Annotated in this window: 17 protein-coding genes; 6 read left to right on the top strand and 11 right to left on the bottom strand. The window is 59.3% G+C overall.

Features of this window, described 5'->3' with window-relative positions:
- Window positions 1-134 precede the first annotated feature (134 nt).
- Genes PMI36_RS26195 through PMI36_RS26185 form a run of 3 tightly spaced genes read left to right on the top strand, consistent with a single transcriptional unit; the run spans window position 135 to window position 5,610 of the window.
- Window positions 135-1,379, top strand: coding sequence for an exonuclease SbcCD subunit D C-terminal domain-containing protein (locus PMI36_RS26195; RefSeq protein ID WP_008067948.1), 1,245 nt, complete (start codon window positions 135-137; stop codon window positions 1,377-1,379).
- Complete coding sequence (locus PMI36_RS26190) at window positions 1,376-5,017, top strand: AAA family ATPase (RefSeq protein WP_008067951.1); 3,642 nt, start codon at window positions 1,376-1,378, stop codon at window positions 5,015-5,017. The genes PMI36_RS26195 and PMI36_RS26190 overlap by 4 nt, the downstream gene beginning before the upstream one ends.
- Window positions 5,014-5,610: a glutathione S-transferase gene (locus PMI36_RS26185; protein ID WP_008067952.1), complete on the top strand. Its 597-nt coding sequence runs from the start codon at window positions 5,014-5,016 to the stop codon at window positions 5,608-5,610. Before PMI36_RS26190 ends, PMI36_RS26185 begins: the two co-directional genes overlap by 4 nt.
- 156 nt (window positions 5,611-5,766) lie before the next feature.
- Here the strand turns inward: PMI36_RS26185 and PMI36_RS26180 are convergent, their stop codons facing one another.
- The 9 genes from PMI36_RS26180 to PMI36_RS26145 all read right to left on the bottom strand — a co-directional run bounded on the left by PMI36_RS26180 (window position 5,767) and on the right by PMI36_RS26145 (window position 12,868).
- The gene (locus PMI36_RS26180) at window positions 5,767-6,024 is read right to left on the bottom strand and encodes a hypothetical protein (RefSeq protein ID WP_008067953.1); all 258 of its coding nucleotides are present in this window, start codon (window positions 6,022-6,024) and stop codon (window positions 5,767-5,769) included.
- Window positions 6,021-6,233 carry a hypothetical protein gene (locus PMI36_RS26175; RefSeq protein WP_008067954.1) on the bottom strand — a complete coding sequence of 71 codons (213 nt, stop codon included), beginning with the start codon at window positions 6,231-6,233 and terminating at the stop codon, window positions 6,021-6,023. The genes PMI36_RS26180 and PMI36_RS26175 overlap by 4 nt, the downstream gene beginning before the upstream one ends.
- A 115-nt stretch (window positions 6,234-6,348) precedes the next feature.
- A complete protein-coding gene (locus PMI36_RS32235; protein WP_007901166.1) occupies window positions 6,349-6,474 on the bottom strand; it encodes a hypothetical protein in 126 nt (41 codons plus the stop codon).
- A gap of 205 nt (window positions 6,475-6,679) precedes the next feature.
- Window positions 6,680-6,859 carry a hypothetical protein gene (locus PMI36_RS26170; RefSeq protein ID WP_008067955.1) on the bottom strand — a complete coding sequence of 60 codons (180 nt, stop codon included), beginning with the start codon at window positions 6,857-6,859 and terminating at the stop codon, window positions 6,680-6,682.
- 156 nt (window positions 6,860-7,015) lie between these two features.
- Window positions 7,016-8,191 (bottom strand): lactonase family protein, encoded by a 1,176-nt coding sequence (locus tag PMI36_RS26165; protein WP_008067956.1) that lies wholly within the window; start codon window positions 8,189-8,191, stop codon window positions 7,016-7,018.
- Window positions 8,178-8,474, bottom strand: coding sequence for a DUF5629 family protein (locus PMI36_RS26160; RefSeq protein WP_007901160.1), 297 nt, complete (start codon window positions 8,472-8,474; stop codon window positions 8,178-8,180). Before PMI36_RS26160 ends, PMI36_RS26165 begins: the two co-directional genes overlap by 14 nt.
- 333 nt (window positions 8,475-8,807) lie before the next feature.
- Window positions 8,808-10,388, bottom strand: a complete 1,581-nt coding sequence (locus PMI36_RS26155) for an aldehyde dehydrogenase (NADP(+)) (RefSeq protein WP_008067957.1) — start codon at window positions 10,386-10,388, stop codon at window positions 8,808-8,810.
- A 10-nt stretch (window positions 10,389-10,398) separates the two neighbouring features.
- Window positions 10,399-11,391, bottom strand: a complete 993-nt coding sequence (gene araD1 / locus PMI36_RS26150) for an AraD1 family protein (RefSeq protein ID WP_008067959.1) — start codon at window positions 11,389-11,391, stop codon at window positions 10,399-10,401.
- Between the two features lie 151 nt (window positions 11,392-11,542).
- Window positions 11,543-12,868, bottom strand: a complete 1,326-nt coding sequence (locus tag PMI36_RS26145; protein ID WP_008067960.1) for an MFS transporter — start codon at window positions 12,866-12,868, stop codon at window positions 11,543-11,545.
- Window positions 12,869-13,062: 194 nt separating this feature from the next.
- Between PMI36_RS26145 and PMI36_RS26140 the strand changes: the two genes are divergently transcribed.
- The 3 genes from PMI36_RS26140 to PMI36_RS26130 all read left to right on the top strand — a co-directional run bounded on the left by PMI36_RS26140 (window position 13,063) and on the right by PMI36_RS26130 (window position 20,659).
- Complete coding sequence (locus PMI36_RS26140; protein WP_007901147.1) at window positions 13,063-14,799, top strand: IlvD/Edd family dehydratase; 1,737 nt, start codon at window positions 13,063-13,065, stop codon at window positions 14,797-14,799.
- 208 nt (window positions 14,800-15,007) lie between these two features.
- A complete protein-coding gene (locus PMI36_RS26135; RefSeq protein ID WP_032830095.1) occupies window positions 15,008-15,724 on the top strand; it encodes a FadR/GntR family transcriptional regulator in 717 nt (238 codons plus the stop codon).
- A 126-nt stretch (window positions 15,725-15,850) separates the two neighbouring features.
- Window positions 15,851-20,659 (top strand): dermonecrotic toxin domain-containing protein, encoded by a 4,809-nt coding sequence (locus PMI36_RS26130; protein WP_008067962.1) that lies wholly within the window; start codon window positions 15,851-15,853, stop codon window positions 20,657-20,659.
- Window positions 20,660-20,738: 79 nt separating this feature from the next.
- On the opposite strand, the gene PMI36_RS26125 is transcribed toward PMI36_RS26130, so the two are convergent.
- Together PMI36_RS26125 and PMI36_RS26120 are read right to left on the bottom strand one after the other, a co-directional pair.
- Window positions 20,739-23,123, bottom strand: coding sequence for an efflux RND transporter permease subunit (locus PMI36_RS26125; protein ID WP_007901145.1), 2,385 nt, complete (start codon window positions 23,121-23,123; stop codon window positions 20,739-20,741).
- 28 nt (window positions 23,124-23,151) lie between these two features.
- Window positions 23,152-24,219: a WD40/YVTN/BNR-like repeat-containing protein gene (locus tag PMI36_RS26120; RefSeq protein WP_008067963.1), complete on the bottom strand. Its 1,068-nt coding sequence runs from the start codon at window positions 24,217-24,219 to the stop codon at window positions 23,152-23,154.
- Window positions 24,220-24,571: the final 352 nt, after the last annotated feature.

Consider the following 24,571-nt stretch of genomic DNA (forward strand, 5'->3'; position numbering starts at 1 on the left):
AAGCTCCCTCGCCACAGGTCTTCGGTTCGATCAGATCCATCGCGCCATCCCATGTGTTTGCCAGTAAACTCTCCCCTCTTTAGCCGCCACCCTTTTCCTCGCGGCCATCACCTTATTTTGTTGCGGAGTACGCCTTGCGTCTGTTTCACACCTCCGACTGGCATCTTGGGCAGAACCTGCACGGCCAGGAGCGCGATTTCGAGCACGCCTGCTTTCTTGACTGGCTGCTGCGTCAGCTGAAGCTGGATCAGCCCGACGTGCTGCTGATCGCCGGCGATATCTTTGACACGGTCAACCCGCCGGTCAAAGCCCAGGAACGCCTCTACGATTTCATCGTCAGCGCCCACGAGCAGCAGCCGTTGCTGACCATCGTGATGATCGCCGGCAACCACGACTCCGGTTCGCGAATCGAACTGCCCGCGCCGTTGATGCGGCGCTTGCGCACTCACGCGCTCGGTCGCGTGCTGTGGCTCGATGACGGTCAACTGGATGCCGAGCGCCTGTTGTTGCCGCTGCCGGATGCCAGCGGCGAAATTGCCGCCTGGTGCCTGGCGCTGCCGTTCCTGCGCCCCGCCGAAGTGACCGGTGCGCATTTGGGTGATAACTACTTGCGCGGCATTGGCCAGGTTCACGAATGGCTGATCGAAGCCGCGAACGCCAAGCGCACGCCAGGCCAGGCGCTGATCGCCATCAGCCATGCGCACATGGCCGGCGGTTCGGTTTCGGAAGATTCCGAGCGCAGCCTGATCATCGGCAACGCCGAAGCCCTGCCCGCCAGTCTGTTCGGGCCGAGTATCAGTTACGTCGCCCTCGGGCATTTGCACAAGCCGCAGAAGGTCAACGGTGAAGAGCGCATTCGCTACTGCGGCTCGCCGATTCCGTTGTCGTTCTCCGAGATCAATTACCAGCATCAGATCCTCGACATTAAGCTTGATGGCGAAACATTGGTCAGCGTTGAACCGCGCCTGATTCCGCGCTCTGTCCACTTGCAACGCCTCGGCGCCGCGCCGTTGGCGGAGATCCTCTTGCAACTGGCCGACCTGCCCAACATCGACCTGCTCGCCGATATCCAGCGTCAGCCGTGGCTGGAAGTGCGGGTCCGTCTTGATGAACCGCAACCGGACCTGCGCCATCAAGTGGAAACCGCCCTGCAAGGCAAAGCCGTGCGGCTGGTGCGGATCGCTGCCGAATACGCCGGCAATGGCAGCCGCGAAGGCGTCGATGACGGCACCACCTTGATCGAACTGGATCAGCTTTCGCCTCAGGAACTGTTCAGCCGCGCGTGGCAGGACAACTACGGCAGCGAGGTTGACGAGCAAACGCTCAAGGACTTCGCCGAGCTGCTGCAGGACGTGCAGATGGAGAGCGAACAGCCATGAAAATTCTCGCGATCCGCCTGAAAAACCTCGCCTCCCTGGCCGGGCCGTTCGAAATCGACTTCACTGCGGAGCCCTTGGCCAGTGCCGGTCTGTTCGCGATTACCGGGCCGACCGGTGCCGGCAAAAGCACGCTGCTCGACGCGCTGTGCCTGGCGCTGTTTGGCGCCGTGCCGCGCCTGAACAACACCGGCCGCGACGCCAAGGTCCCGGACGCCGATGGTGAAATCGGCACTGGCGACCCACGCACACTGCTGCGGCGTGGCACAGGCGAAGGGTATGCAGAAGTGGATTTCGTCGGCATTGACGGTCGCCGCTATCGCGCTCGCTGGGAGGCCAATCGCGCCCGGGAAAAGGCCGGCGGCAAACTGCAAGCCAGTCGCCAGAGCCTGCGTGACATCGATCAGGATCAACTTCTGGCCAGCCAGAAAGGCGAATACAAAGCACAGCTCGAAGCCGCGCTGGGCCTGAACTTCGAACAGTTCACCCGCGCCGTCATGCTGGCTCAGAGCGAGTTCAGCGCCTTCCTCAAGGCTGACGACAACGACCGCAGCGAACTGTTGGAAAAGCTCACCGACACCGCGCTCTACACCCGTCTCGGTCGCCGCGCCTTTGACAAGACCAAGGAAGCTCGCGAAGCCCACAAGTTGTTGCAGGATCAGGCCACCGGGGTCACGCCGCTGTCGCCAGAAGCCCGGGCCGAACTCGATGAGCGCTTCAACGACGCTCAGCAGCAACTCAAGACCCAGCAGGCGCAGCTCAAACAGTTGGAGTTGCAACACACCTGGCTCAAGGAACTGCGCCAGGTGCAGGACGCACAACAGAGCGCTACCGAGCAACTGCAATCTGCCCAGCAACACTGGAACAGCCTGGCCGGCGAGCGCTTGAAGCTGACTCGCCTGGAACAACTGGCCCCGCAACGGCATCAGTTCGCGCGCAAGACCGAACTTACCGCCCAGCTCACGCCGCTGGCGGCGCAGATTCAGCAACACACGCAACAGCAAAGCGAGCTGAGCGCGCGACAGACTCAACTCGAACAGAGCCTGAGCGCTGCGCAAACGGCGCTGACCCAAGCGCAAAGCCAACACACCTCCAGCGTGCCCCTGCTGCGTCAGGCCTTCGAGGAGCAAAGCACCCTCGCCCGCCTGGCCAAGGACGCCAGCCTCAGTGCCGACCTCAAGCAGCAGGCGGAACAGGCCTGCACTCAGGGTCAGGGCACGATTCAGGGTTTGCTCGAGCAACAGAAACAGGTCGCCGAACGGTTGCAGCGGATTGCCGGGGAGCTTGAGCAAAGCACTCATCTGGCGCCATTGGGCGATGCCTGGAACGCCTACCGCGATCGCCTGCAACAACTGATGCTGATCGGCAATCGCCTGAACAAGGGCCAGGCCGAACTGGCCGCCCTCGAGCAAAGCGCCGCTCGCACCGCCGAGGAACTGGCCACACAACGCCAGAGCCTTGAGGTGCTGTACAAAGAAGCCGGCGCCGAGCCTGAAGCGGTGGCCGAGCAGATTCAGATCCTCGGCAGTCTGCTGCAGGACAACCGCAAGCAACTGCGGGCCTTTGAAGAGTTGACGCGACTGTGGGCCAGCCAGCAGGAACTGGACAAGCGCGGCGCCGAGCTTCAGCAGCGGCAACTCGCCGCTCAGCAAGACCGCGATCGTCTGACCCAGGACGGGGTGAAGACCAAGGCCGAACTGAGCGTCGCCGAACAGACCTTGACCGTCACCCGCGAACTGCTGGAACGTCAGCGTCTGGCGCGCAGTGCCAGCGTCGAAGAACTGCGCGCGCAGTTGCAGGACGATCAGCCGTGCCCGGTTTGTGGCAGCCAGGACCATCCTTATCATCAGCCTGAAGCCTTGCTGCAAAGCCTCGGCCGGCATGATGAAAGCGAACAGGCCAACGCTCAGAAAGCAGTGGACCTACTGAAGGAAAAACTCACCGATCTGCGTGCCGAAGTCGGCGGTTTGATTGCCCAGCAAAAGGAATTGCTGCAACAGCAGGAACAACTCGCGACTCAGCAACAAGGCCTGACGCCGAGCCTGGAGGCGCACCCACTGTCCGCTCAACTGTTGGCCCAGGACGCCAACAAACGTGATACCTGGCTGACCCAACAAAGCAGCCAGTTGAACCAGAGCATCATGCAGGATGAACAACGGCAAACCGCCCTGCTCACCCTGCAACAGGATGCCGCGCGCCTTGCGCAACAACTGCGCAGCGCGGAAGCGGCGAGTCAGCAAGCAACACAACACCTGATCAACCAACAACGTGAATTGAGCAGTGATCGCCATCGTCTGGACGAAGAACTGAAGGCGTTCAGCACCCTGCTCCCGGCCGACACGCTGGAGGCCTTGCGCAACGAACCCGCCGCGACCTTCATGCAGCTCGACCGGCAGATCGCCCAGCGCCTGCAACAACTCGACCAGCAGCGCGAAGAACTCGGCGAACAGCAACAGCGCCAGCAGACGCTGGAGAAAGAACAGTACCAACAGCAGACCCGCATCCAGCAACAGGAAGCTGCGCAGCAGCAGTTCACGGCGCTGACCGGGCAGCAACAGGCTTGCCAGGAAAAACTGACGCAACTGCTGGGCGAACATGCCAGCGCCGAACAGTGGCAGCAGCAACTGGATCAGGCCGTCGAGCAGGCGCGCACTGCCGAAGCGACGGCCAATCAGGAACTGCAAACCGTGCACACGCGGTTGGTGCAACTGGCCGCTGAACTCAAAGCGCAGCAGGAACGTTCGCAGGCCCTGGAAACCGAAGATCGCGAGCTGAGCGCCAAGATCGCCGACTGGCGTGCGCAGCATCCAGAGCTGGACGACGGTGGACTGGAAGATCTGTTGAGCGTCGACGACCAACACGTCAGCGAACTGCGTCAACGTTTGCAGCAGAGCGAAAAAGCCATCGAGCAAGCCAAAGTGCTGCTGCAGGAGCGGGATAAGCGCCTGCTCGATCATCAGGCGCAGCACAACGGCAATCTCGATGCCGAACAACTGGCCACGACGCTGGCAGAGCTGCAAAACCTGTTCGCCGCCAGCGAACATCGTTGCGCCGAATTGCGTGCGGAACAGGCCGAGGATCAGCGCCGACAGAATGCCAATCAGGCGCTGGCGCAACAAATCGCCGATGCCTACGCCGAGTATCAGCGTTGGGCACGTCTGAATGCACTGATCGGTTCGGCCACCGGCGACACCTTCCGCAAGATCGCCCAAGCCTACAACCTCGACCTGCTGGTGCATCACGCCAACGTCCAGTTGCGGCAACTGGTGCGGCGCTATCGGTTGAAACGTGGCGGCAGCATGCTCGGGTTATTGGTGATGGACACCGAGATGGGCGACGAACTGCGCTCGGTGCATTCGCTGTCCGGCGGCGAGACGTTCCTGGTGTCACTGGCCCTGGCGCTCGGCTTGGCGTCGATGGCGTCGAGCACACTGAAAATCGAATCGCTGTTCATCGACGAAGGCTTTGGCAGCCTCGATCCTGAATCCCTGCAACTGGCCATGGACGCCCTCGACGGCCTGCAAGCGCAGGGACGCAAGGTCGCGGTGATTTCCCACGTGCAGGAAATGCATGAACGGATTCCGGTGCAAATCCAGGTTCACCGTCAAGGCAACGGCCTGAGTACGCTGGAGGTGAAATGAATACGTTGTATTCGTTCCGCCGCTGCCCCTACGCCATGCGCGCACGCATGGCCCTGCGCTATTCGGGCGTTGCGGTGCAGATCGTCGAGGTCAGCCTCAAGGCCAAACCGGCCGAAATGCTCGCACTGTCGAGCAAAGGCACGGTGCCGGTGCTGAGTGTGGATGGGCGGGTGATCGATGAGAGCCTGGAGATCATGCGCTGGGCGCTGGCGCAGAACGATCCGCAGGACTGGTTACTCAAGGATGATCCACAAGCACAGCAACACTGCGCCGCGTTGATCGAAGAGAACGATCAAGTGTTCAAGGTGCACCTGAATCGCTACAAGTACGCCGAGCGTTATCCCGAGCAGCCGATGGCTGTTTATCGCGCCGAGGGCGAGGTGTTTTTGCGCAAGCTGGATGAATTGCTGGAGGGGCGTGACTACTTGCTGGCCGATCACCCGAGCCTGACGGATATCGCCCTGATGCCGTTCGTGCGGCAATTCGCCCACGTGGATCGCGAGTGGTTCGGGCAGACGCCTTATGTGCGATTGCAGGCCTGGTTACAGCGCTTCATCGAGTCAGACCTGTTCACCGGTGTGATGCAGAAATAACACCGCGCACTTGTGGCGAGGGAGCTTGCTCCCGCTCGGCTGCGTAGCAGTCGTAGATCAGCTGATGAAGACTGTCTGAAACAATGAGGTGGCAGGTTTTGGGGCTGCTGCGCAGCCCAGCGGGAGCAAGCTCCCTCGCCACATTAGACTGGGGATTCATGCCAACACCGCGCACATTCCCAACACCGAGCAATCCACCTGGAATGGCCCGAAGAATTCACCATTGGGTTTGATCGGCGGATTGCCCACCAACAGCTCCAGAGCCTTGGCGGTCTGAATGTTGTGGGCGATGTTGTGGTTGCATTCGATGGCCCGTGCCACCGACCCCGCCGAGCCCTGCCCGATCCCAAGCAAAGAAGCGCCATTGGTCATGAACGCCAGGAAGGCGATGACCCAGAGTTTGCGTCCTTTCATGCCCCCACCATTCCCGCCACATCGGCGTGATCGACCATTACGCTTTGAGCTTGGTGTTCGAATTGAATGGCGGGATAAGCGACCTGAATCGGTGCTTGAAGGCTTTGTTGCGATTGAGCCGAAAGGCTGACGACCAACACCATGGCCACGTAAAGACCGATGGCCAGGTAGGCGCCGTATTTGGCAGAAGTAATGATTGCGCTGGCCATGGTGTTCTCCGTGGGCATGTTTCAGTGCCCACAGAATCGATCAAAAAACAGAAGTTAACTAGCAACCTTTATGCATAGTCGCTATCAGTTTTATTGATCCTGAACCCAGCGTGTTTCAGTCCTCGATAAAGCTCATCAAACGCTCGCGGGCCGCATCCGGCTCGTTGGGAACGGGCTGGGCAGCCGACAAAATCGGGGTGGAATAGAGAAACAGGAGAACCACTGCCAGACGCATCGCCATGCTGTCGATCCTTTTAGGGAAGGAGTCAAAAAATCAGCGTCAAATTTAAACTCATGGCTATGTGATATCAAGCAATGCATTGATAGCAATATGATGCTGTCGTAAACGCGTTATGCAGGAGCGACATCACTTTGGGGCTTTTCGACGCCTATGGGCCGATCGGCAAGTGACTTCGCTCCTGCATAAAAGGTGCAGGGTTCAGATTTCAGTGTTGGGTTTTGTGATCCAGCGCGGCGTAGAAGTTGGCGCTCTGTTGCAGGTATTTCTGGGTGTAGCTTTGGGTGTGGGATTTTCTGTCGCTGATTTCAACGTTGGCGTTGGCAGGCAGTGCAACAGTGGCAGAGATAGCGGAAGCGGCGATGACGGAGAAGAGATTGAAGTTCATGGCGGTATTCCTCGGGTTCAGTTGGCTTGCTTGCCCGGTGGGGCCGTGAAGCAAACTTAACGCCCGAGGGTCGGCGCCTTGAAATGCTTTGTAGCATTAGCCGATATCAGCCTCATTAATAGAAGGTTGCAGGCCCCATCAACCGGGGCCTGCGGTCTATTGACGCACCAGAAACTTGAGATCGCTCGGGGCATCCATCGGCAGTTTTTGCACGGTTTTACCCAACAGACCGGTCTTGGCATCGCGCTCGACGACGACAATCTGGTTGCTCTTCTGGTTGGCAATCAACACGAACTTGCCACTCGGGTCGAGGCTGAACTCGCGCGGGTGATCACCGTCCACGGAGCGACGCTGAAGCTCCTTGAGCTGCCCGGTCGCCGGGTCAATGGCGAATACCAGCAACTGATTGGTGGTGCCACGGTTGCTGACGTAAAGGAACTTGCCGTCGGCCGAGGCGTGAAGCGCAGCCGCAGCCTTGCCCGATGTCGGCAGACCCGCCGCCAGATCGACCAACTGCGTTTGCTCGAGTTTGCCATCGCGGTAATCGAACACCGCGACCTGCGCGCTCATTTCCATGGTCAGCCAGGCGTGCTTGCCATCGGCGCTGAACAGTAAGTGTCGCGGTCCGCTACCGGGTGGCAGTTGGACGGACGCGGGTTTGGCGGCGGTCAATGGTCGTTCCGGATTGGCCTTGGGGTCGAAGCGATAGACGAAGATCTTGTCCGCTCCCAAGTCGTTGGAAAACACGTATTGGCCATCCGGCGATGAAACCACCGAATGCACGTGCGCCGACTTCTGCCGCTCGGGGTTGACCCGGCTGGACGGATGACTGCTCATCTGCACCACGGGTTTTAGCATGCCGTCGGTGCCCACCGGTAACACCGCCAGGGTGCCGCCCGGGTCTTCAGCCACCGAGTAGTTGCTGACAAACACGTGACTGGCATCACCGCTGACGCTCGAGTGCGTCGGCTCGTTGCCCAGGGTTTGCACCTGACTGATCAGGCTCAGCTCATGGGTCTTGGGATCAATCGCATAACTGCTGACACGCCCGACCGGATCGGACTGACCCGGGCCGTTTTCGTTGACCACGAACAGGTATTGTTGATCCTTGGACACGGTCAGCCAGGACGGGTTGGCGCTCTTCACCACTTGCAGGGGTTTGGCGTCGATCAGCCCGGTGCGGCTGTCGAAGTTCAGACGATAAATCCCTTGGCTTTGGCCGGCGGTGTAGGAGCCCACCAGCAACTCGTAACTGTCGACCGGGGCCGCTTGCACGCCCATCGCGCCGACGCTGCCGGCCATCAACAGTGGCCAGAAGTTACGCATCCTCATTCGTTTCGTCCTCGTCATCCTGACCACCGAATGCTTCCATAGGCACCAGCCGGTGCTCGCCGGAATCGCCGGTAATGATCCAGCTCTTCAAGTCGGGATCGAACGTCGCCGCTGCGATCTGCGCCATGCTGAACTCCCAGCGCTTGAGCGCCCGACCGTCCATGCATTCGATGTGCAGGTTATCGTCTTCATCGAGGGAGAAGTCGAACGCGTGCAGCCCGTCGATTTCAAGCATGTCGCAGACTTCGAGGGCGCTGAGCAAGGTGTTGGTTACGGCAGTCATGGCAGTCAATCTTTGAATGGGAAAGGCGCAATGATAGCTCAAAGTGAAAGCGGCCCAGTGTCCTCACAACACTCACCCACGACACCACACAAATGTGGGAGCGGGCTTGCTCGCGAAGGCGGCGGCACATCCAACATCGCAGTGACTGTCATATTGCTTTCGCGAGCAAGCCCGCTCCCACAATGGGCCAGTGCCGATCACAACATTCGCGAACGACACCGAACACATGTGGGAGCGGGCTTGCTCGCGAAGGCGGTGGCACATTCGACATCGCAGTGACTGTCGGACCGCTTTCGCGAGCAAGCCCGCTCCCACAGGAACTGAGTACAACCGTTAGAGGGCGTCACGCGATGGCTTGCCGTCGACCAGGCGCTGGATGTGCAGCGGATTACCGTTCTTCAGCGCTTCCGGCAGCAAGCTGTCAGGGTAGTTCTGGAAGCACACCGGGCGCAGGAAACGGTCGATGGCCAGGGTCCCCACCGAGGTGCCTCGTGCATCGGAAGTCGCCGGATACGGCCCGCCATGAACCATCGAGTCGCAGACTTCCACGCCAGTCGGATAGCCATTAAGCAGAATCCGTCCGACCTTCTGTTCCAGCAATGGCGTCAGCTCGCCGAATTGTTCGAAGTCCGCCGGCTCACCGATGATCGTTGCCGTCAGTTGCCCATGCAAACCGTTCAACGCGGCATTGAGTTGCGCCTGATCCGCCACTTCGACGAACACCGTGGTCGGGCCGAATACTTCCTCTTGCAGTACTTCATCGCCATCGAGCAACAGGCTCACATCGGCCTTGAACAGTTGCGGTTGCGCCTGATTGCCTTGTTGCGGGCTGCCGGCCAAATGCTCGATTTTCGGATGCACGAGAAGCTTCTGCAGGCCTTTGCCGTAACTGCTCAACGTGCCGGAATTGAGCATGGTTTGCGCCGGTTGATCGCCCATCAGCCCCGCCACCTGCTGCACGAACCCGCTGAACTGCGGCGAACGAATACCGATCACCAACCCCGGATTGGTACAGAACTGACCACAACCCTGGACCACCGAAGCCGTGAGATCTCGGGCGACGCTTTCAGCACGAGCTTCCAGCGCTTGAGGCAGCACGATCACCGGGTTGATGCTCGACATCTCGGCGAACACCGGAATCGGCTGCGCACGTGCCGCGGCCATGTCGCACAGCGCACGGCCACCTTTGAGCGAACCGGTAAAACCGACCGCCTGAATGGCCGGGTGCTTGACCAGCGCTTCACCCACCCCGCCGCCGTAGATCATGTTGAACACACCGGCGGGCATGGCGGTTTTCTCGGCAGCGCGGATCACGGCATTGGCCACCCACTCAGCAGTTGCCATGTGGCCGCTGTGCGCCTTGAACACCACCGGGCAGCCAGCGGCCAATGCCGAAGCCGTGTCGCCGCCCGCCGTGGAAAACGCCAGCGGAAAGTTGCTCGCACCGAACACCGCGACCGGGCCCAGGCCGATGCGGTACTGACGCAAATCCGGACGCGGCAATGGCGTACGTTCAGGCAGTGCGCGATCAATCCGCGCCCCATAGAAATCACCACGCCGCAACACCTTGGCGAACAGCCGCATCTGGCCGCTGGTGCGCCCCCGCTCACCTTGAATACGACCGGCCGGCAACGCGGTTTCGCTACAGACCACGGCGACAAAGTCATCGCCCAGGGCGTCCAGTTCATCGGCAATCGCATCGAGGAATTGCGCACGTCGTTCGGCGCTCAGGCTGCGATAGGCCGGGTAAGCAGCGGCGGCAGCCTTCGCAGCGGCGTCGACTTCTTCAAGGGTGGCCTGATAGAAATCGTGAGGCAAGGCCTCGCCAGTGCTGGCATCGACGCTCTGCAGTTTGACCGCGCCAGCAGCGCTGCGCTGACCGCCAATGTAGTTGTGACCAAGAATCCGGCTCATGGGTGTCTCCTTAAAGTGTGCCGACGGTGCCGGGTTCGAACGCCGCTTCAACGGGCTCAATGCCGTTGATCAAGGGTGCGCCGAACTCGGTCTGACTGATCTCGAACACGTCACCCGGTTGGGTGCGAATGCCATCGGCGAAAGACAGGGTCGCGGTGCCGAAGAAGTGAATGTGCACGTCGCCGGGGCGCAGGAACTGGCTGTATTTGAAATGGTGATACTCGAGGTTTTCCAGGCTGTGGCACATGTTCGCTTCGCCACTGAGGAACTCGTTCTGCCACAGCACCTCGCCGTCACGCAGGATGCGACTGGTGCCGGCCAGATGCTGAGGCAATTCACCGACCCGAAGCTCTGGACCATAGCTGCAACTGCGCAGTTTCGAGTGGGCCAGGTAGAGGTAATTCTTGCGCTCCATCACGTGATCGGAGAACTCGTTGCCCACCGCGAAACCGAGGCGATAGGGTTTGCCGTCGTGGCCAATCACATAGAGGCCGCTGAGCTCGGGCTCCTCCCCGGCATCTTCGGCAAACGGCGGCAGCGGGAACGGTTTGCCCGGTCGCACAACGATGCTGCCGTCGCCCTTGTAGAACCACTCCGGTTGCACGCCGGCCTGGCCGGTCGCGGGTTTACCGCCCTCCACGCCCCACTTGAAGATGCGCATGGTGTCGGTCATGGCGGTTTCGTCGCCGGCCTGCTGATGCATTTTGTCCCGGGCCGAAGCGCTGCCCAGATGGGTCAGGCCAGTGCCGCTGACCAGCATGTGCGCCGGGTCCGGGTGATCCAGCGGCGGCAGGATTTGCAGATTGGCGAGCAGCGCTGAATAGTCATGGCTGATGCCCAACCCCAGGGTTTGAACCTGTTGCTCAAGATTGCCCCCCGCCTCAATCGCCGCCAGCGCCAGATCCCGCACCGAGCGCGCATCCCGCACTTCGCGCACCAGGCCGTCCTCGACCACGCCGACACGGCGTTCGCCGTTACTCAATTCGAACTGAACTAAACGCATGATTTTCTCCTGTTAACGCAAAACTTCAAAACAACGCAGGCCCCTGTGGGAGCGGGCTTGCTCGCGAAGGCGGAGTGTCAGTCACCGTTGATGTTGAATGTGACGGCCCCTTCGCGAGCAAGCCCGCTCCCACATTTGGATCGTGTTGACCTCAGGTGCGGGTTGTTGCACCCCGGGCGCTGGCGGCGAACTGGTCGGCCGGCAGCACGTGCTTGCGCTCCAGCAACCGATAAACCACACCCGTCAGCACCAGGCCGAACACCATCACGCAGGACAGGAAGTACAACCCTGACGCCAGATTGCCGGTGTATTCCTTCAGCGCACCGATCACGAACGGGCCGATGTAGCCGCCGAGGTTGCCGACCGAGTTGATCAACGCGATCCCCGCCGCCGCACTGGCGCCAGCGAAGAAGCGACCCGGCAAGGTCCAGAACACCGCGGTGCAGGAAAACAGCGCGAACGCCACCAGGCACAGCGCCGCCAATTGCAGCACCGGCACCGATAGCCAGGCGCTGAGGAACAGGCCGATGGCGCCCAACACATACAGCACCGCCAGATGGCCGTATCGATCATTCAAGCGATCGGAACTGCGCGGTATGATCAGCAAACCGATGATTCCGAAGATGTACGGCACCGACGACACGAACCCGGTCATCAGGTCAGTGCCACCGAACTGCTTGATCAACGTCGGCAGCCACAAACCGAGACCGTAGATGCTCAGCGTCACCGGCAGATAGAACAGCGCCAGCAGCAACACGCGTTTGTCCTTCAGTGCATGCAGCGGATTGCCGTGGCGGGTCTGGCCGTACACCTCCAGGTCCTTTTTCAGCTCACCGGTCAGCCAGTCTTTCTCAGACTGGTCCATCCATTTCACCTGTTGCGGACCGTCCGGCAGGTAACGCAGCACCGGCCAGGTCAGCAGGATTGCGGGCATACCGATGACGATGAACAGCCACTGCCAACCGTGCAGCCCGAGAATGCCGTCCATGCCCAGCAAGCCGCCGGACACCGGGCCGGTGATCATCATCGCGATGGGTTGGGAAAGGATGAACAACCCGAGGATCTTGCCGCGATGGCGGATCGGGAACCATTGGGTGATGTAGTACAGAACGCCCGGAAAGAACCCGGCTTCGGCCGCGCCGAGCAGAAAGCGCATCACATAGAAGCTGTTCGGTCCCTGGACAAACGCCATGCCGATGGTGATGGCACCCCAGGTGACCATGATCCGCGCAAACCAGCGCCTTGCGCCGAAGCGGTCGAGCATCAGGTTGCTGGGGATTTCCAGCAGGAAATAGCCAATGAAGAACAGCCCGGCGCCAAGGCCGTAAGCCGCGTCACCCAGGCCAATGTCGGCGCCCATGTGCAGCTTGGCGAAACCTACCGCGGAGCGATCCACATAGGCGATCAGGTACAGCAGGATCAGGAAGGGAATCAGTTTCAGCGTGATGCGACGAATAAGCCGCAGTTCCTGGCTCATGAGTTCGGTCTCCGATTGTTGTTGTTATAGAACCTCGGGGGACGCCTCTCGCAGAAAACTGCCAGGGCTCATCCCTCCGTTGAAAACGACTATATAGTAATACTATTTAACCAACAACACTTCCAAACAGCCGAAATTGCGCTTATGTTACGCCATAGCTCGAACAATATAGTCATACAATAAGAGAACCGATCATGTCTGATAAGAAACCCACCCTGCGCTCCGCCCAATGGTTTGGCACCGCCGACAAGAACGGCTTCATGTACCGCAGCTGGATGAAGAATCAGGGCATCGCCGACCACCAGTTCCACGGCAAGCCGATCATCGGCATCTGCAACACCTGGTCGGAACTGACCCCGTGCAACGCGCATTTCCGCCAGATCGCCGAGCACGTCAAACGCGGGGTGATCGAAGCCGGCGGCTTTCCAGTGGAATTCCCGGTGTTCTCCAACGGCGAATCGAACCTGCGCCCCACCGCCATGCTCACCCGCAACCTGGCGAGCATGGACGTCGAGGAAGCGATTCGCGGTAACCCGATCGATGGCGTGGTGCTGCTCACCGGCTGCGACAAAACCACCCCGGCATTGCTGATGGGCGCGGCCAGTTGCGACGTGCCGGCGATCGTAGTCACCGGTGGGCCGATGCTCAACGGCAAGCACAAGGGCCAGGACATTGGCTCGGGCACGGTGGTCTGGCAGCTCAGCGAACAGGTCAAGGCGGGCACCATCACCCTCGATGATTTCCTCGCGGCCGAGGGCGGCATGTCACGCTCGGCCGGCACCTGCAACACCATGGGCACGGCCTCGACCATGGCCTGCATGGCCGAAGCACTCGGCACCTCCCTGCCCCACAACGCGGCGATTCCGGCGGTCGATGCACGCCGTTATGTGTTGGCGCACATGTCGGGCATGCGCGCGGTGGAGATGGTTCGAGAAGACTTGAAACTGTCGAAGATCCTCACCAAGGAAGCCTTCGAAAACGCCATCCGGGTGAACGCCGCCATCGGCGGTTCGACCAACGCGGTGATCCACTTGAAAGCCATCGCCGGGCGCATCGGTGTCGAGCTGGACCTGGATGACTGGACCCGCATCGGTCGCGGCATGCCGACCATTGTCGACCTGCAACCGTCCGGGCGCTTCCTGATGGAAGAGTTCTACTACGCCGGCGGTTTGCCCGCAGTGCTGCGCCGCCTTGGCGAAGCCAACCTGATTCCGAATCCGAATGCCCTCACCGTCAACGGCAAAACCATCGGCGAGAACACCAAGGACGCGCCGATCTACGGCCAGGACGAAGTGATCCGCACCCTCGACAACCCGATCCGCGCCGACGGCGGCATCTGCGTGTTGCGCGGCAATCTGGCCCCGCTGGGCGCGGTGCTCAAGCCATCCGCCGCGAGCGCCGAATTGATGCAACATCGCGGGCGTGCGGTGGTGTTCGAGAACTTCGACATGTACAAGGCACGGATCAACGACCCAGAACTGGACGTGGATGCCAACTCGATTCTGGTGATGAAGAACTGCGGACCGAAGGGTTATCCGGGCATGGCCGAAGTCGGCAACATGGGATTACCGGCCAAGCTGCTGGCCCAAGGCGTGACCGACATGGTGCGGATTTCCGACGCACGCATGAGCGGTACCGCGTATGGCACGGTGGTCTTGCATGTGGCACCGGAAGCCGCAGCGGGTGGACCTTTGGCGACAGTGAAGGAAGGCGACTGGATCGAGCTTGATTGCGCCAACGGGCGTTTGCACCTGGACATTCCGGATGCGGAGCTGGCGGCGCGCATGGCGGATCTGCAACCACCGCAACAGTTGATCGTGGGCGGTTATCGTCAGCTGTACATCGACCATGTGCTGCAGGCGGATCAGGGTTGCGACTTTGACTTCCTCGTCGGCTGCCGCGGAGCCGAGGTGCCGCGTCACTCTCACTGACACCATCCAGCTAATGTGGGAGCGGGCTTGCTCGCGAAGAGGCCATCACATTCAACATTGATGTTGACTGACAGTCCGCCTTCGCGAGCAAGCCCGCTCCCACATTTAATCCCCATCTACTTCAGGACTGTGCTTGCTCTGGCGACCGTCCTCGCCGCGCCTGCTATCATGCGCGGCACCCCATTTGCACAGGATCGCGCCGTTCCCCATGGATTACCGCAAACCCTCCGACCGCAAAAGCATGCACTCGCGCATCGTCCAGGAATTGGGCATGCAGATCGTCTCGGGACGGTTCAAGCCGGACGACAAACTGCCCGCCGAAGCCCTGCTGTGCGAGGAATACGCGGTCAGCCGACCGGTGCTGCGCGAAGCCACTCGCGTATTGGTGGCCAAGGGCCTGGTGTATTCCCGTCCGCGGGTCGGCACGGTGGTCAAGCCGCGCAAGGAATGGCACATGCTCGACCCGGACGTGCTGCACTGGCTGATGCAAAGCAGTCCGCAAAATGAATTCTTTGATCTGCTGACCAGCGTGCGCAGCATCATTGAGCCGGCCGCCGCCGCGTTGGCCGCGCAGTTCGCCACCGACGAAGACATCGCCTCCATCGGTGAAGCCTACCAACGCATGGAAGCGGCACCGACGCCTGAAGCCTTGCTGCAACCGGACCTGGATTTCCACAGCCGGATCGCCGACGCAACCCATAACGACTTACTGGCGAACCTGTGCAACATGCTGTCGGTAGCGATTGCCGAAGCCTTGAAGCATTCCAACCAACGGCCGAATCTGCATGAACTGGCGCTGCCACGGCACAAGGCGATCCTGACCGCTATCGAAAACCGTGACGCCCTCGGTGCCCGGCATGCAACGCTGGTGCAACTGGATGATGCGCGCAGTGCGCTAAGCACGGTACTCGGTCAAGTCTTGTAACCACACGCCATAACCCATTGCGCACAGGCGGTGACAGAATGAGATTTCCTGCTCAGGGCCGATGATCCGGCCCAGAGGCACGGACGCTATGACAGCGCCGACCTATAACACGAAAAGGATTTCGTCATGCTCACCCCTGTTGCACCGGTATCTCCTCCATTCAGCCAATTGCCCGCCCGGGCGGTTCAGCAGCGATTCGCCAGTCGACCGACACTGCTTTCTGTGATTATCAATGCATTACGCGACAGGTTGCTGGAGCATTACCCCACACTGGATTTCGATCCGATAAAGATCAAGCTGGCCAGCCCCGCTGTCGGTGGCCATTGGGATCTGAAGCCGTTGAGCCAAGTGGTTCTCGACCATCTGGTCAACCCGCAGATGCTGGACTTCACCCCACAGGACTCAAGGGCGTTTTTCCTCACGCAAGTACCACCCAAACGCCTGGACACCGCAGCCAAGCCTCACGTGGACATGCAAATCATTGCCAGCATCATTGCCGAGCTGCCATCGACGCTTTACCTCGATTATCAGCAGGCATTGGCTGACTACTGGAGCCTGACCGACGACAGCGGCATCAGCCTCTGGCAATGGTTCAGCAAGTTCCTCCATGACCAGTTGAAAGCCGCAGCCTTATACGCCTCGAATCTGAGTGACGAACAGCGAGACATGGTGCGGCAGGTCACGGACTGGCCCGACAGAGTCGAGCGCTCGCCCAAGACCAGCAAAACCGTTTACGCCTGCTTTCTGGAAACGACACTCGGCAAAGACGATAGCGAAATACTTCTGCTCGGGCCTGAAATTCTGCTGATGCGTGAAAAACAAGTATTGCTGTGCAGCGTTGACGGCCGCGTCCAACCTTTCGATTCCCTGGCTGACTTCGGCAGCGCCTGGGGAAAGAAGATGCAAAGCGAGTTTTTGATCGACCGTCTCACCTGGAAACGCTATGAGCCCAATGGCGATCTGTTCGAGCTCCAGGCGGGTCTGATCTTTGATCGGCAGCTCAAAGACCTGGCCACATTGCCCTTTTCCGGCGCCACGAGCGAGAAAGACCTGGCGCAACGCCTGGACACCCTCACAGACCCGACAACGTTATTCATCCGACAATCGACAGCGCAACCAGCGATGCTGGCACAGCTACACTCGCAATTGCCCGATTGGCTGAAACAGGCTTCGGTCACTGATCGCTTCGCCTATCGACAGCACCTGCTCGACCTCGCAAACGTCACCGCTCAAAGCCATGGACAGTCATTTAATGAAGGCATCGAAGATATCCGAAGCTTCAGCCGCGAGGCACTACGAGCGCAGATAAAGCAGGATCACGACGTCGACTACAACCCCGACGATCTGGTGCTGGACTTCGCCGTCGCTGCTGGCTATCCGGGAGGTGCCGGTTTTATCGAACATGTGCGCATGTCCCTGACTGATCTGGCCCTGAAGAATCTCGCCGGCAAGCCCCGTGGCCGCCTGCGGGTTTTGCGCAAGGACGGACAGACTCCCGAAGACTGGTTGAACGAGGACTATATACTCGGCAGCAAAGGCCTTATCCAGCGCGTCGATATCGGTACGGTCTATCCGCAAAGGATCAAGACATTATTACTATCGGACACCGTGGATGCCCGGCGCCGAGAAGCCCTGTTTACCCGCGAACTGCGAGTCCAGCTACCGATGCGCGCGCTGGAGTACAAGGTCAGAAAACAATGTGGCTTGACCGACAAGGGTTATCGCTACGTCAAGGCGCTGATGGGGGAGACACCTTCTGAGCGCAAAGTCGACGAACAGGACATCGTCATCCGCCCGCTGGCGTTTCACAGAAAGTCCGGTGCCAAACCCGATACGGTGGACAATATGTTCCTGATCGAACCCCTTGATCCGAACGTTGGCCCACATCTTCTTTATCGTCCGTTGTACCCCGAAGCCCTGCTGGAGTACCCGTCGCGCCAGGCCGTCCTCGCGGCCATTGCCGAATCCGGCGCATTGCAAGCCAGCGTGCTTACATGGATGGAGGACAATGTACGAGACATTTACGACAATGACGGGTTCAAGGAACCGCACATTGTTCGCTTTCACTTGGGTGACGAATTCGAACGCCCACGAAAACCTGCCCCCACAACCTTGGCCAGCAATGATGGTGCAGAAGCATTGCACCAGTCACTACGCGACGGTCGATTGCTCAACTACCTGTTCACCAGCACCGCTCGCACCTTGGTCGATCTGGCCGAGCGTGAATCGGTGTCCAACAGTGAAAGCCGTTGGGCCGTACTCATGGAGGGCGCATGGTTACTCTTCAATACGCTGCTGCTACCGCTGACGCGAGGGCCGCTGATGCTTGCCGGATGGATGATGGTACTGATCACCAGCCTCAAACAGGACCTGCCCGCCCTCGACAGCGACGATCCGAAAGCCAAAGAGTTAGCGCTGATTGATCTGCTACTCAATACCGCGATGGTGCTGTTGCACCTGGGAGCCAGCTCGGAAAACGCCCATCAGCCATTGCCATCGAAAACCCCTGAAAAAACCGCCCCGCGCCTGAATCCCTGGCGCAGACTGGCAAATCACGCAGAACCGATGCCTGCAGCCCTCGTTCATCAAGGTTCGCCGGGCATCCCACAGGAACCGGTAGGTGGCAGCCATACGGTGCTGGATTTCACCAGCTCCATTGCCACCTCTAAAGCGGCCGACAAGCTGCTCAATGCCTTGTTGGACTTTCACGTGCCATGGCCGCAGAAGTTGCCACCGGCCGAGAAAAACGGGTCTCTGAAGGGACTTTTCCGGATCGACGATACCTGGCACGCCAGCATTGGCGGACTTTTTTTCCAGGTCAGCGTCGTGCCGGGCTTCGCAGAGGTCTACCTGGTAGATCCGGCCCATTCCGATCGCCCCGGTTTCAAACTCGCCAGCGACGGCAAGGGGAACTGGCGACTGGATCGGGGATTGAAGCTTGAAGGCGGCATGAGGGGGCGACTCCAGGCGGTGCGCGATGAAAACCGGCTCCGGCTACATGAACTGACCACTAATAAGGATCGCCTGAAGCAGGCCCTCGCGCCATTGGTACTCTCTCAATCAGAGGCGAGGAGATCATTGTTTTCCGCGAGGGAAATGCTCGACGCACAAAAGAAAAAGCTCAGGATCGTATGGGAGTTGCTCGGCAAGGCTACACCAGAGCAGAAGGTCCAGCTGACCTCGCGTCATAGCCAGGAAGTGCTCAAGACAGCAGAGGCCGCCGCTATACATGACAGAGAGCTCAATATTTACAAGGAGCGCATTGACACGTTGAACGCCGAGATGCCGAAGTTGACCGACGCGTACAACGCCTTGATCGAAGTCGACAGAACCAGGCCTTACGAGAGCGAACGTGATAATGGGCTTTTACTCATCTGGGACGCTCTGGATATCGTTCATGAGCAAATAAAGCTGTTGGGGCGCGATCTCCTTCAGACCAGGAACGGGGAATACCTCAGTGAACTCGTCGCCCGTTTTCCTGAAGAATTGGGTCAGGAAATAACGACAGCCTATTTCGAATTTGTCGACAACCGGCGGACAGAAATCGAGATAACCAACAGGCTCATCGAGTCCGCCAAAACACTTGAAACGACTCAGGAACAGGCGGGTGAAAAACTGCGCAGTCGAAAAATAGTGAAGCACTTGTTCAATGCCGAAAACTACCTCCCCACTTCAATCAAGCTACACCAATTGCTGTCGCTTAAAGAACTGGTTCTGGAACGCAGTTGCAGCTCCAGAGACCCGGCAGAATATCCCTTTGTAATGCGACTCGTCGGCTCTTCAATGGACAGCACAGTGCTGTCCCACATGGAGATCTGCAGCAGCTCCGGCTACGCAACCGTCGAGCAGATAGCCGTCCTTGAAAACATCCTCAAGCACTACGAGGAAATCGACAATGCTGTCCGTTCGTTGAATGAAATGGCATCTGGCTTTGTGCGCACTGAATATCAAACACCGTTTCTGAAGCAACTCAATGAAGCGCACGTCAGCGCCGAAGAGCAACTGGCGGCACTGATTCGAGAAAACGAAGGGGTCGCGCCCCAGTCCGCACATATCAAACCGATCAGGGCCAAGCCGTCCACCAAAAGGGTATTCAAGTCCCGCAACAAAGGCACCCTGATCGGCGACATCAGACCCTCTCGGGAAAACAACCAAGGTAGTTTCATCGATGTTCAAGATCCGATTACCGAACAGAAGATTGCCAGCTACATGGAACACCCCGAGGAAGGTGTCTGGGTTGAAGTCGTGCAGGGCACGCCCACTCAACCGACATTGCCGCCAGGGTCGCGACCTTTATCGGCAATAAAAAAGGAAATGCATGCGTTGATTGGCCAACGGGCGGGTATCGAAAACTCGATACGCTTCCAACAGAAAAAGCTACAGGATCCTGGTCGGCTCGAAAGCCTCAACCCCTTGGACTGGAATGACATGCTGGTCCAGTACGCCGAAAAGCTCAACGCCTTGGCCCATGAAATTGATAACACCCATCCTGCTGCGCCGCAGGCCCCCCAACTGAGTGAAACCCTTCGTAACGAGGCACTCGAAGCAACTCGCCAGGCACGTCTGTATTGCAGCGAGGGCTACAAAAAACAGCTGCCCAAGGCAGAAAACATCCACTACTTATGGAAGAACGGTTTCGTTGACATCAATCTGGTGGGGCGTTTGATACAGACGGCTGCCGGAGACTATCTCACCGAATATGCGGTACGCGAAAAGAACACATTTAACGTTTTATGGTATGCGCACTTTCATTACGCCAGCCTTGATATGCCTCGACCGGACTACAGCATTGGCCATTTAAAACTACCGGAGCAGCGCTTTCTGACACGCAAGGATCTTATCCGGCAAGCTGCTGCCGACAACCGTGCCGTGGCCAATCTGGAGAAATCGCTGATCAAACCGCCACTGGATGAAACACTGTTCTTAAAACTCTGAATCAAGTTTCCAGCCCTGAACAACACGCGATAAAAAAAGCCGCAACCCATGATTGCGGCTTTTCTGTTTCAGCCAGGGATCAGTGAGCAAACAGCGAGTTGCCCTTCTGCCCTGCCAGTTTCTCCGGTTTGATCAGGAACCGCGCCAGCGCTGGCAGCAGCCACAACGCGCCGAACATGTTCCAGAGCAACATGAAGGTCAGCATCAGGCCCATGTCGGCCTGGAACTTGATCGCCGAGAAGATCCAGGTGCACACGCCGATCGCCAGGCACAGGCCGGTGAACAGCACGGCTTTACCGGTGGACTTCAGCGTCTGGTAGTACGCCTCTTGCAACGGCAGGCCGGCACGCAGGAAGCTTTCCAGACGGCTGTAGATGTAAATCCCGTAGTCCACGCCAATCCCCACCCCGAGCGCCACTACCGGCAAGGTCGCCACTTTCACGCCGATGCCCATGAACGCCATCAATGCGTTGCCGAGGACCGAGGTCAGTACCAGCGGCAGCACGATGCACAAGGTCGCCGCCCAGGAACGGAAGGTGATCATGCACATGGTTGCGACGCAGATGTACACCAGGACCAGAATGGTCAATTCGGAGCGTTTGATCACCTCGTTGGTGGCCGCCTCGATCCCGGCGTTACCGGCCGCGAGGATGAATTCCAGGCCTTCCTTGTTGTTCTCTTTGGCGAAGTCCTGCACCGCATGCACGGCGCGGTCCAGGGTTTCGGCCTTGTGGTCGTTGAGGAACACCAGCACCGGCGCCAGGGAGCAATTGTTGTTGTACAGGCCATCGGCGCGGGCGATGGAGTTGTTCAGCACGTCCGGGTTGCGCGACAGGGTTTCCCATTTCAGGTTGCCCTCGTTCATGCCCTTGATCATCTGCTTGGACACGGTCACCAGGGAAATGGCCGACTGCACGCCCTCGGTGTTCTGCATCTTCCACATCAGCTCGTCGATCGGCGCCATGGCCTCGTAGCGCGAGCAACCTTCAGACTTGGTCTTGACCATCACCACCAACACGTCGGAACTGGTGGAGTAGTTATTGATGATGAAGCTGTTGTCCTTGTTGTAGCGCGAGTCCGGACGCAGTTCCGGCGCGCCCTGGTCGAGGTCACCGATTTTCAGGTTCTGGCTGTACCAGAGGCCGCCACCGAAAGCGATCAGCGCCAGGGCAATAGAGATCGGTGCAACTTTGGGGCTGGCAAAATTCGAAAGCAGGCGCCAGAAAGGATGCTCGCGGTGCGCGTCTTTCTTGCTGCGTTCGACGGCGCGCTTGCTGATACCGACGTAGGAAATCGCCACCGGCAGCAGGATCAGGTTGGTGAACACGATCACCGCCACGCCGATGGACGCGCCGATGGCCAGTTCACGAATCACCCCGATGTCGATGATCAACAGCGTGATGAAGCCCACCGCATCCGCAAGGATCGCGATCATACCCGGCAGAAACAGCTGACGGAATGTGCGCCGCGCTGCGGTCAGAGCGTTCTCCGCCTCGCTGGACTGCAAGGCGATACCGTTGATTTTCTGCACGCCGTGGGAAATCCCGATGGCGAAGATCAGGAACGGCACCAGCATCGAGTACGGATCTAGCCCGAAGCCGAAGAAGTGCATCAGACCCAGCTGCCAGACCACCGCCACCAGCGTCGTGCTCAAAACCGCCACGGTGCTGCGCATGCAGTTAGTGAACCAGTACAGCAGGATCAGGGTAATGACGAAGGCGACGCCGAAGAACATCACCACCATGACCAGCCCATCGATCAGGTCGCCGACTTTCTTGGCGAACCCGACAATGTGGATTTTCACGTTGGGGTTTTGGGCTTCGAACTTGTTGCGGATCTTGTCTTCAAGTTCGTGGGAGAACTTGCGGTAGTCCAGCGCCAGCAACTTGCCCTGATCCTGCGGGTCCGGGTAGGACTCCAGCAGCGGGATGTCGACGATGCTCGACTTGAAGTCGTTGGCCACCAGGCGCCCGACTTGCCCGGACTTGAGCACGTTATTACGCAGCAGGTCGAGGCTTTGCTGGGAGCCGTTATAGCTCTGGGGAATCACTTCACCACCGGCGAAGCCCTCCTCCGTCACCTCGGTCCAGCGCACGCTCGGGCTCCACAACGATTTGAGGCCGGAACGGTCGACGCCGGAAATGTAGAACACCTCGTCGTTGATCTGACGCAGGGTCTCCATGTATTCCTTGGAGAAGATGTCGCCGTCGGTGGCTTCCACGGAAATCCGCACCGTGTTGCCAAGGTTCGCCAGATCGTTGCGGTGCTCCATCATTTTTTCAATGAACGGATGCTCGAGCGGGATCATTTTTTCGAAACTGGTGGACGGGCGGATCAGCGTTGCCTGCCAGAACAGGAAAACACTGACCAGCAGGCAGATGACGATGACTGCCGGGCGGTTGTTGAAAATCAGGCGTTCAAGAAACGTCGCCTTGTCCTGATGAGGAGTGCTTAAGGATGTCATAGACCCGCCTTCTTGTTATTTGCCCGGCTCATTTGGACGACCCGTTTTTTCCATTCTCTGCGCCGGTGGGCGAAGTGACGCGAACGCCACCCTGTCCTGCCAGAATCAGATTGCCGTTGCCTGCCGCAGTCACCGCCGAGACGGAAATGCGATCCGGACGGTTGAACACGCTGAAGGTTTCGCCGTCGTCGGTGCTGCGAATCACGCTGCCGCCATTGCCGACGATCACGATGGAACCGTCATCGAGCAGCGTGGCGCCAGACAGGCCGAATTCCAGTGTGCCACGTGTAGCCTTGAGTTCGACCTGCTCCCAAGTGCTGCCGAAATCCGTGGAACGGTAAAGATTGCCGCGCAACCCGTAAGCCAGCAGCGTGGCCGGTTGCGCGGTGCCAATCACACCGAACAGCGAGCCTTCATAGGGGCCTTCAAGCTTTTCCCAGGTCTGCCCATCATCGGCGGAGCGGAACATGCTGCCTTGTTCACCGACGATGAAAATGCCGGAATCCTTGACCGCGGCAATCGCGTTGAGGTGGAACTGGTCTTCGTTGTCGAGGCGATCGCTGACGTTTTCCCAGTTTTTACCGCCGTCGGTGGTTTCCAGCAAGGCACCGTAAGCACCCACGGCAAAACCGCTGTTAACGTCCTTGAACCAGACGTCGAGCAGCGGCGATTCGCGTGTCAGGTCTTCGAATTGTTTGGTCCAGGTGATGCCGCCGTCTTCGCTGGCGAGGATCTGCGCGTCATGGCCAACGGCCCAGCCGTGTTTGTCATCGACAAAAAACACCGCCGTCAGCAGTTGCCGGGTCGGCACCTTGGCCTGGGCCCAGGTTGCGCCCTGGTCGTCGGAATACAGAATGTGCCCGCGATCGCCGACCGCCACCAGGCGTTTGCCCGCGTGTACGACATCGAGCATCAGGCCTTTGCTGGCCTTGGCGGATTCAACGGAATAAACCACATCGGTGGCCGACGCGGCAGCGGCCAGCGCAGGCGCCGACAGCACGGTACAGCCCAACAGCGAGAGCGCTGTAGCCAGCAACGCGAACCTGCGTAACGCCGGCGGGCGGCCAATACTCACACCCATGACAGGCTCACTCATAGACCTTCCCCCACATTATTATTGTTAGGTCGTTCAACCCTTCAGGGCGCCGTAAGGGATGCTCATCGGGATTGACCTATTCAGGAGCATAGTCCTGAAACCCGCAATCCAGAGCCCCTTCGGAAGCTGGCTTATCCTATCGGGGTTTGGAAAGGTCTGACAATCGACGCCACGTTATGTTTTGTTAACCTGGGGGATAAGGGGTGTGGGTGAATGGGGAGGCATTCGGAGGGGTGATTGGGGTTTGGGGTTTGGGGTTTGGGGTACATATCCGTTTCTGCGGTCACGGCGGCTATTGGTTCCGCTCTTACAGCGGGTCACTTTGGAAAAGCGCCAAAGTAACCAAAGCGCT

The sequence above is a fragment of the Pseudomonas sp. GM79 genome (genome assembly GCF_000282495.1).
GTDB lineage: Bacteria > Pseudomonadota > Gammaproteobacteria > Pseudomonadales > Pseudomonadaceae > Aquipseudomonas.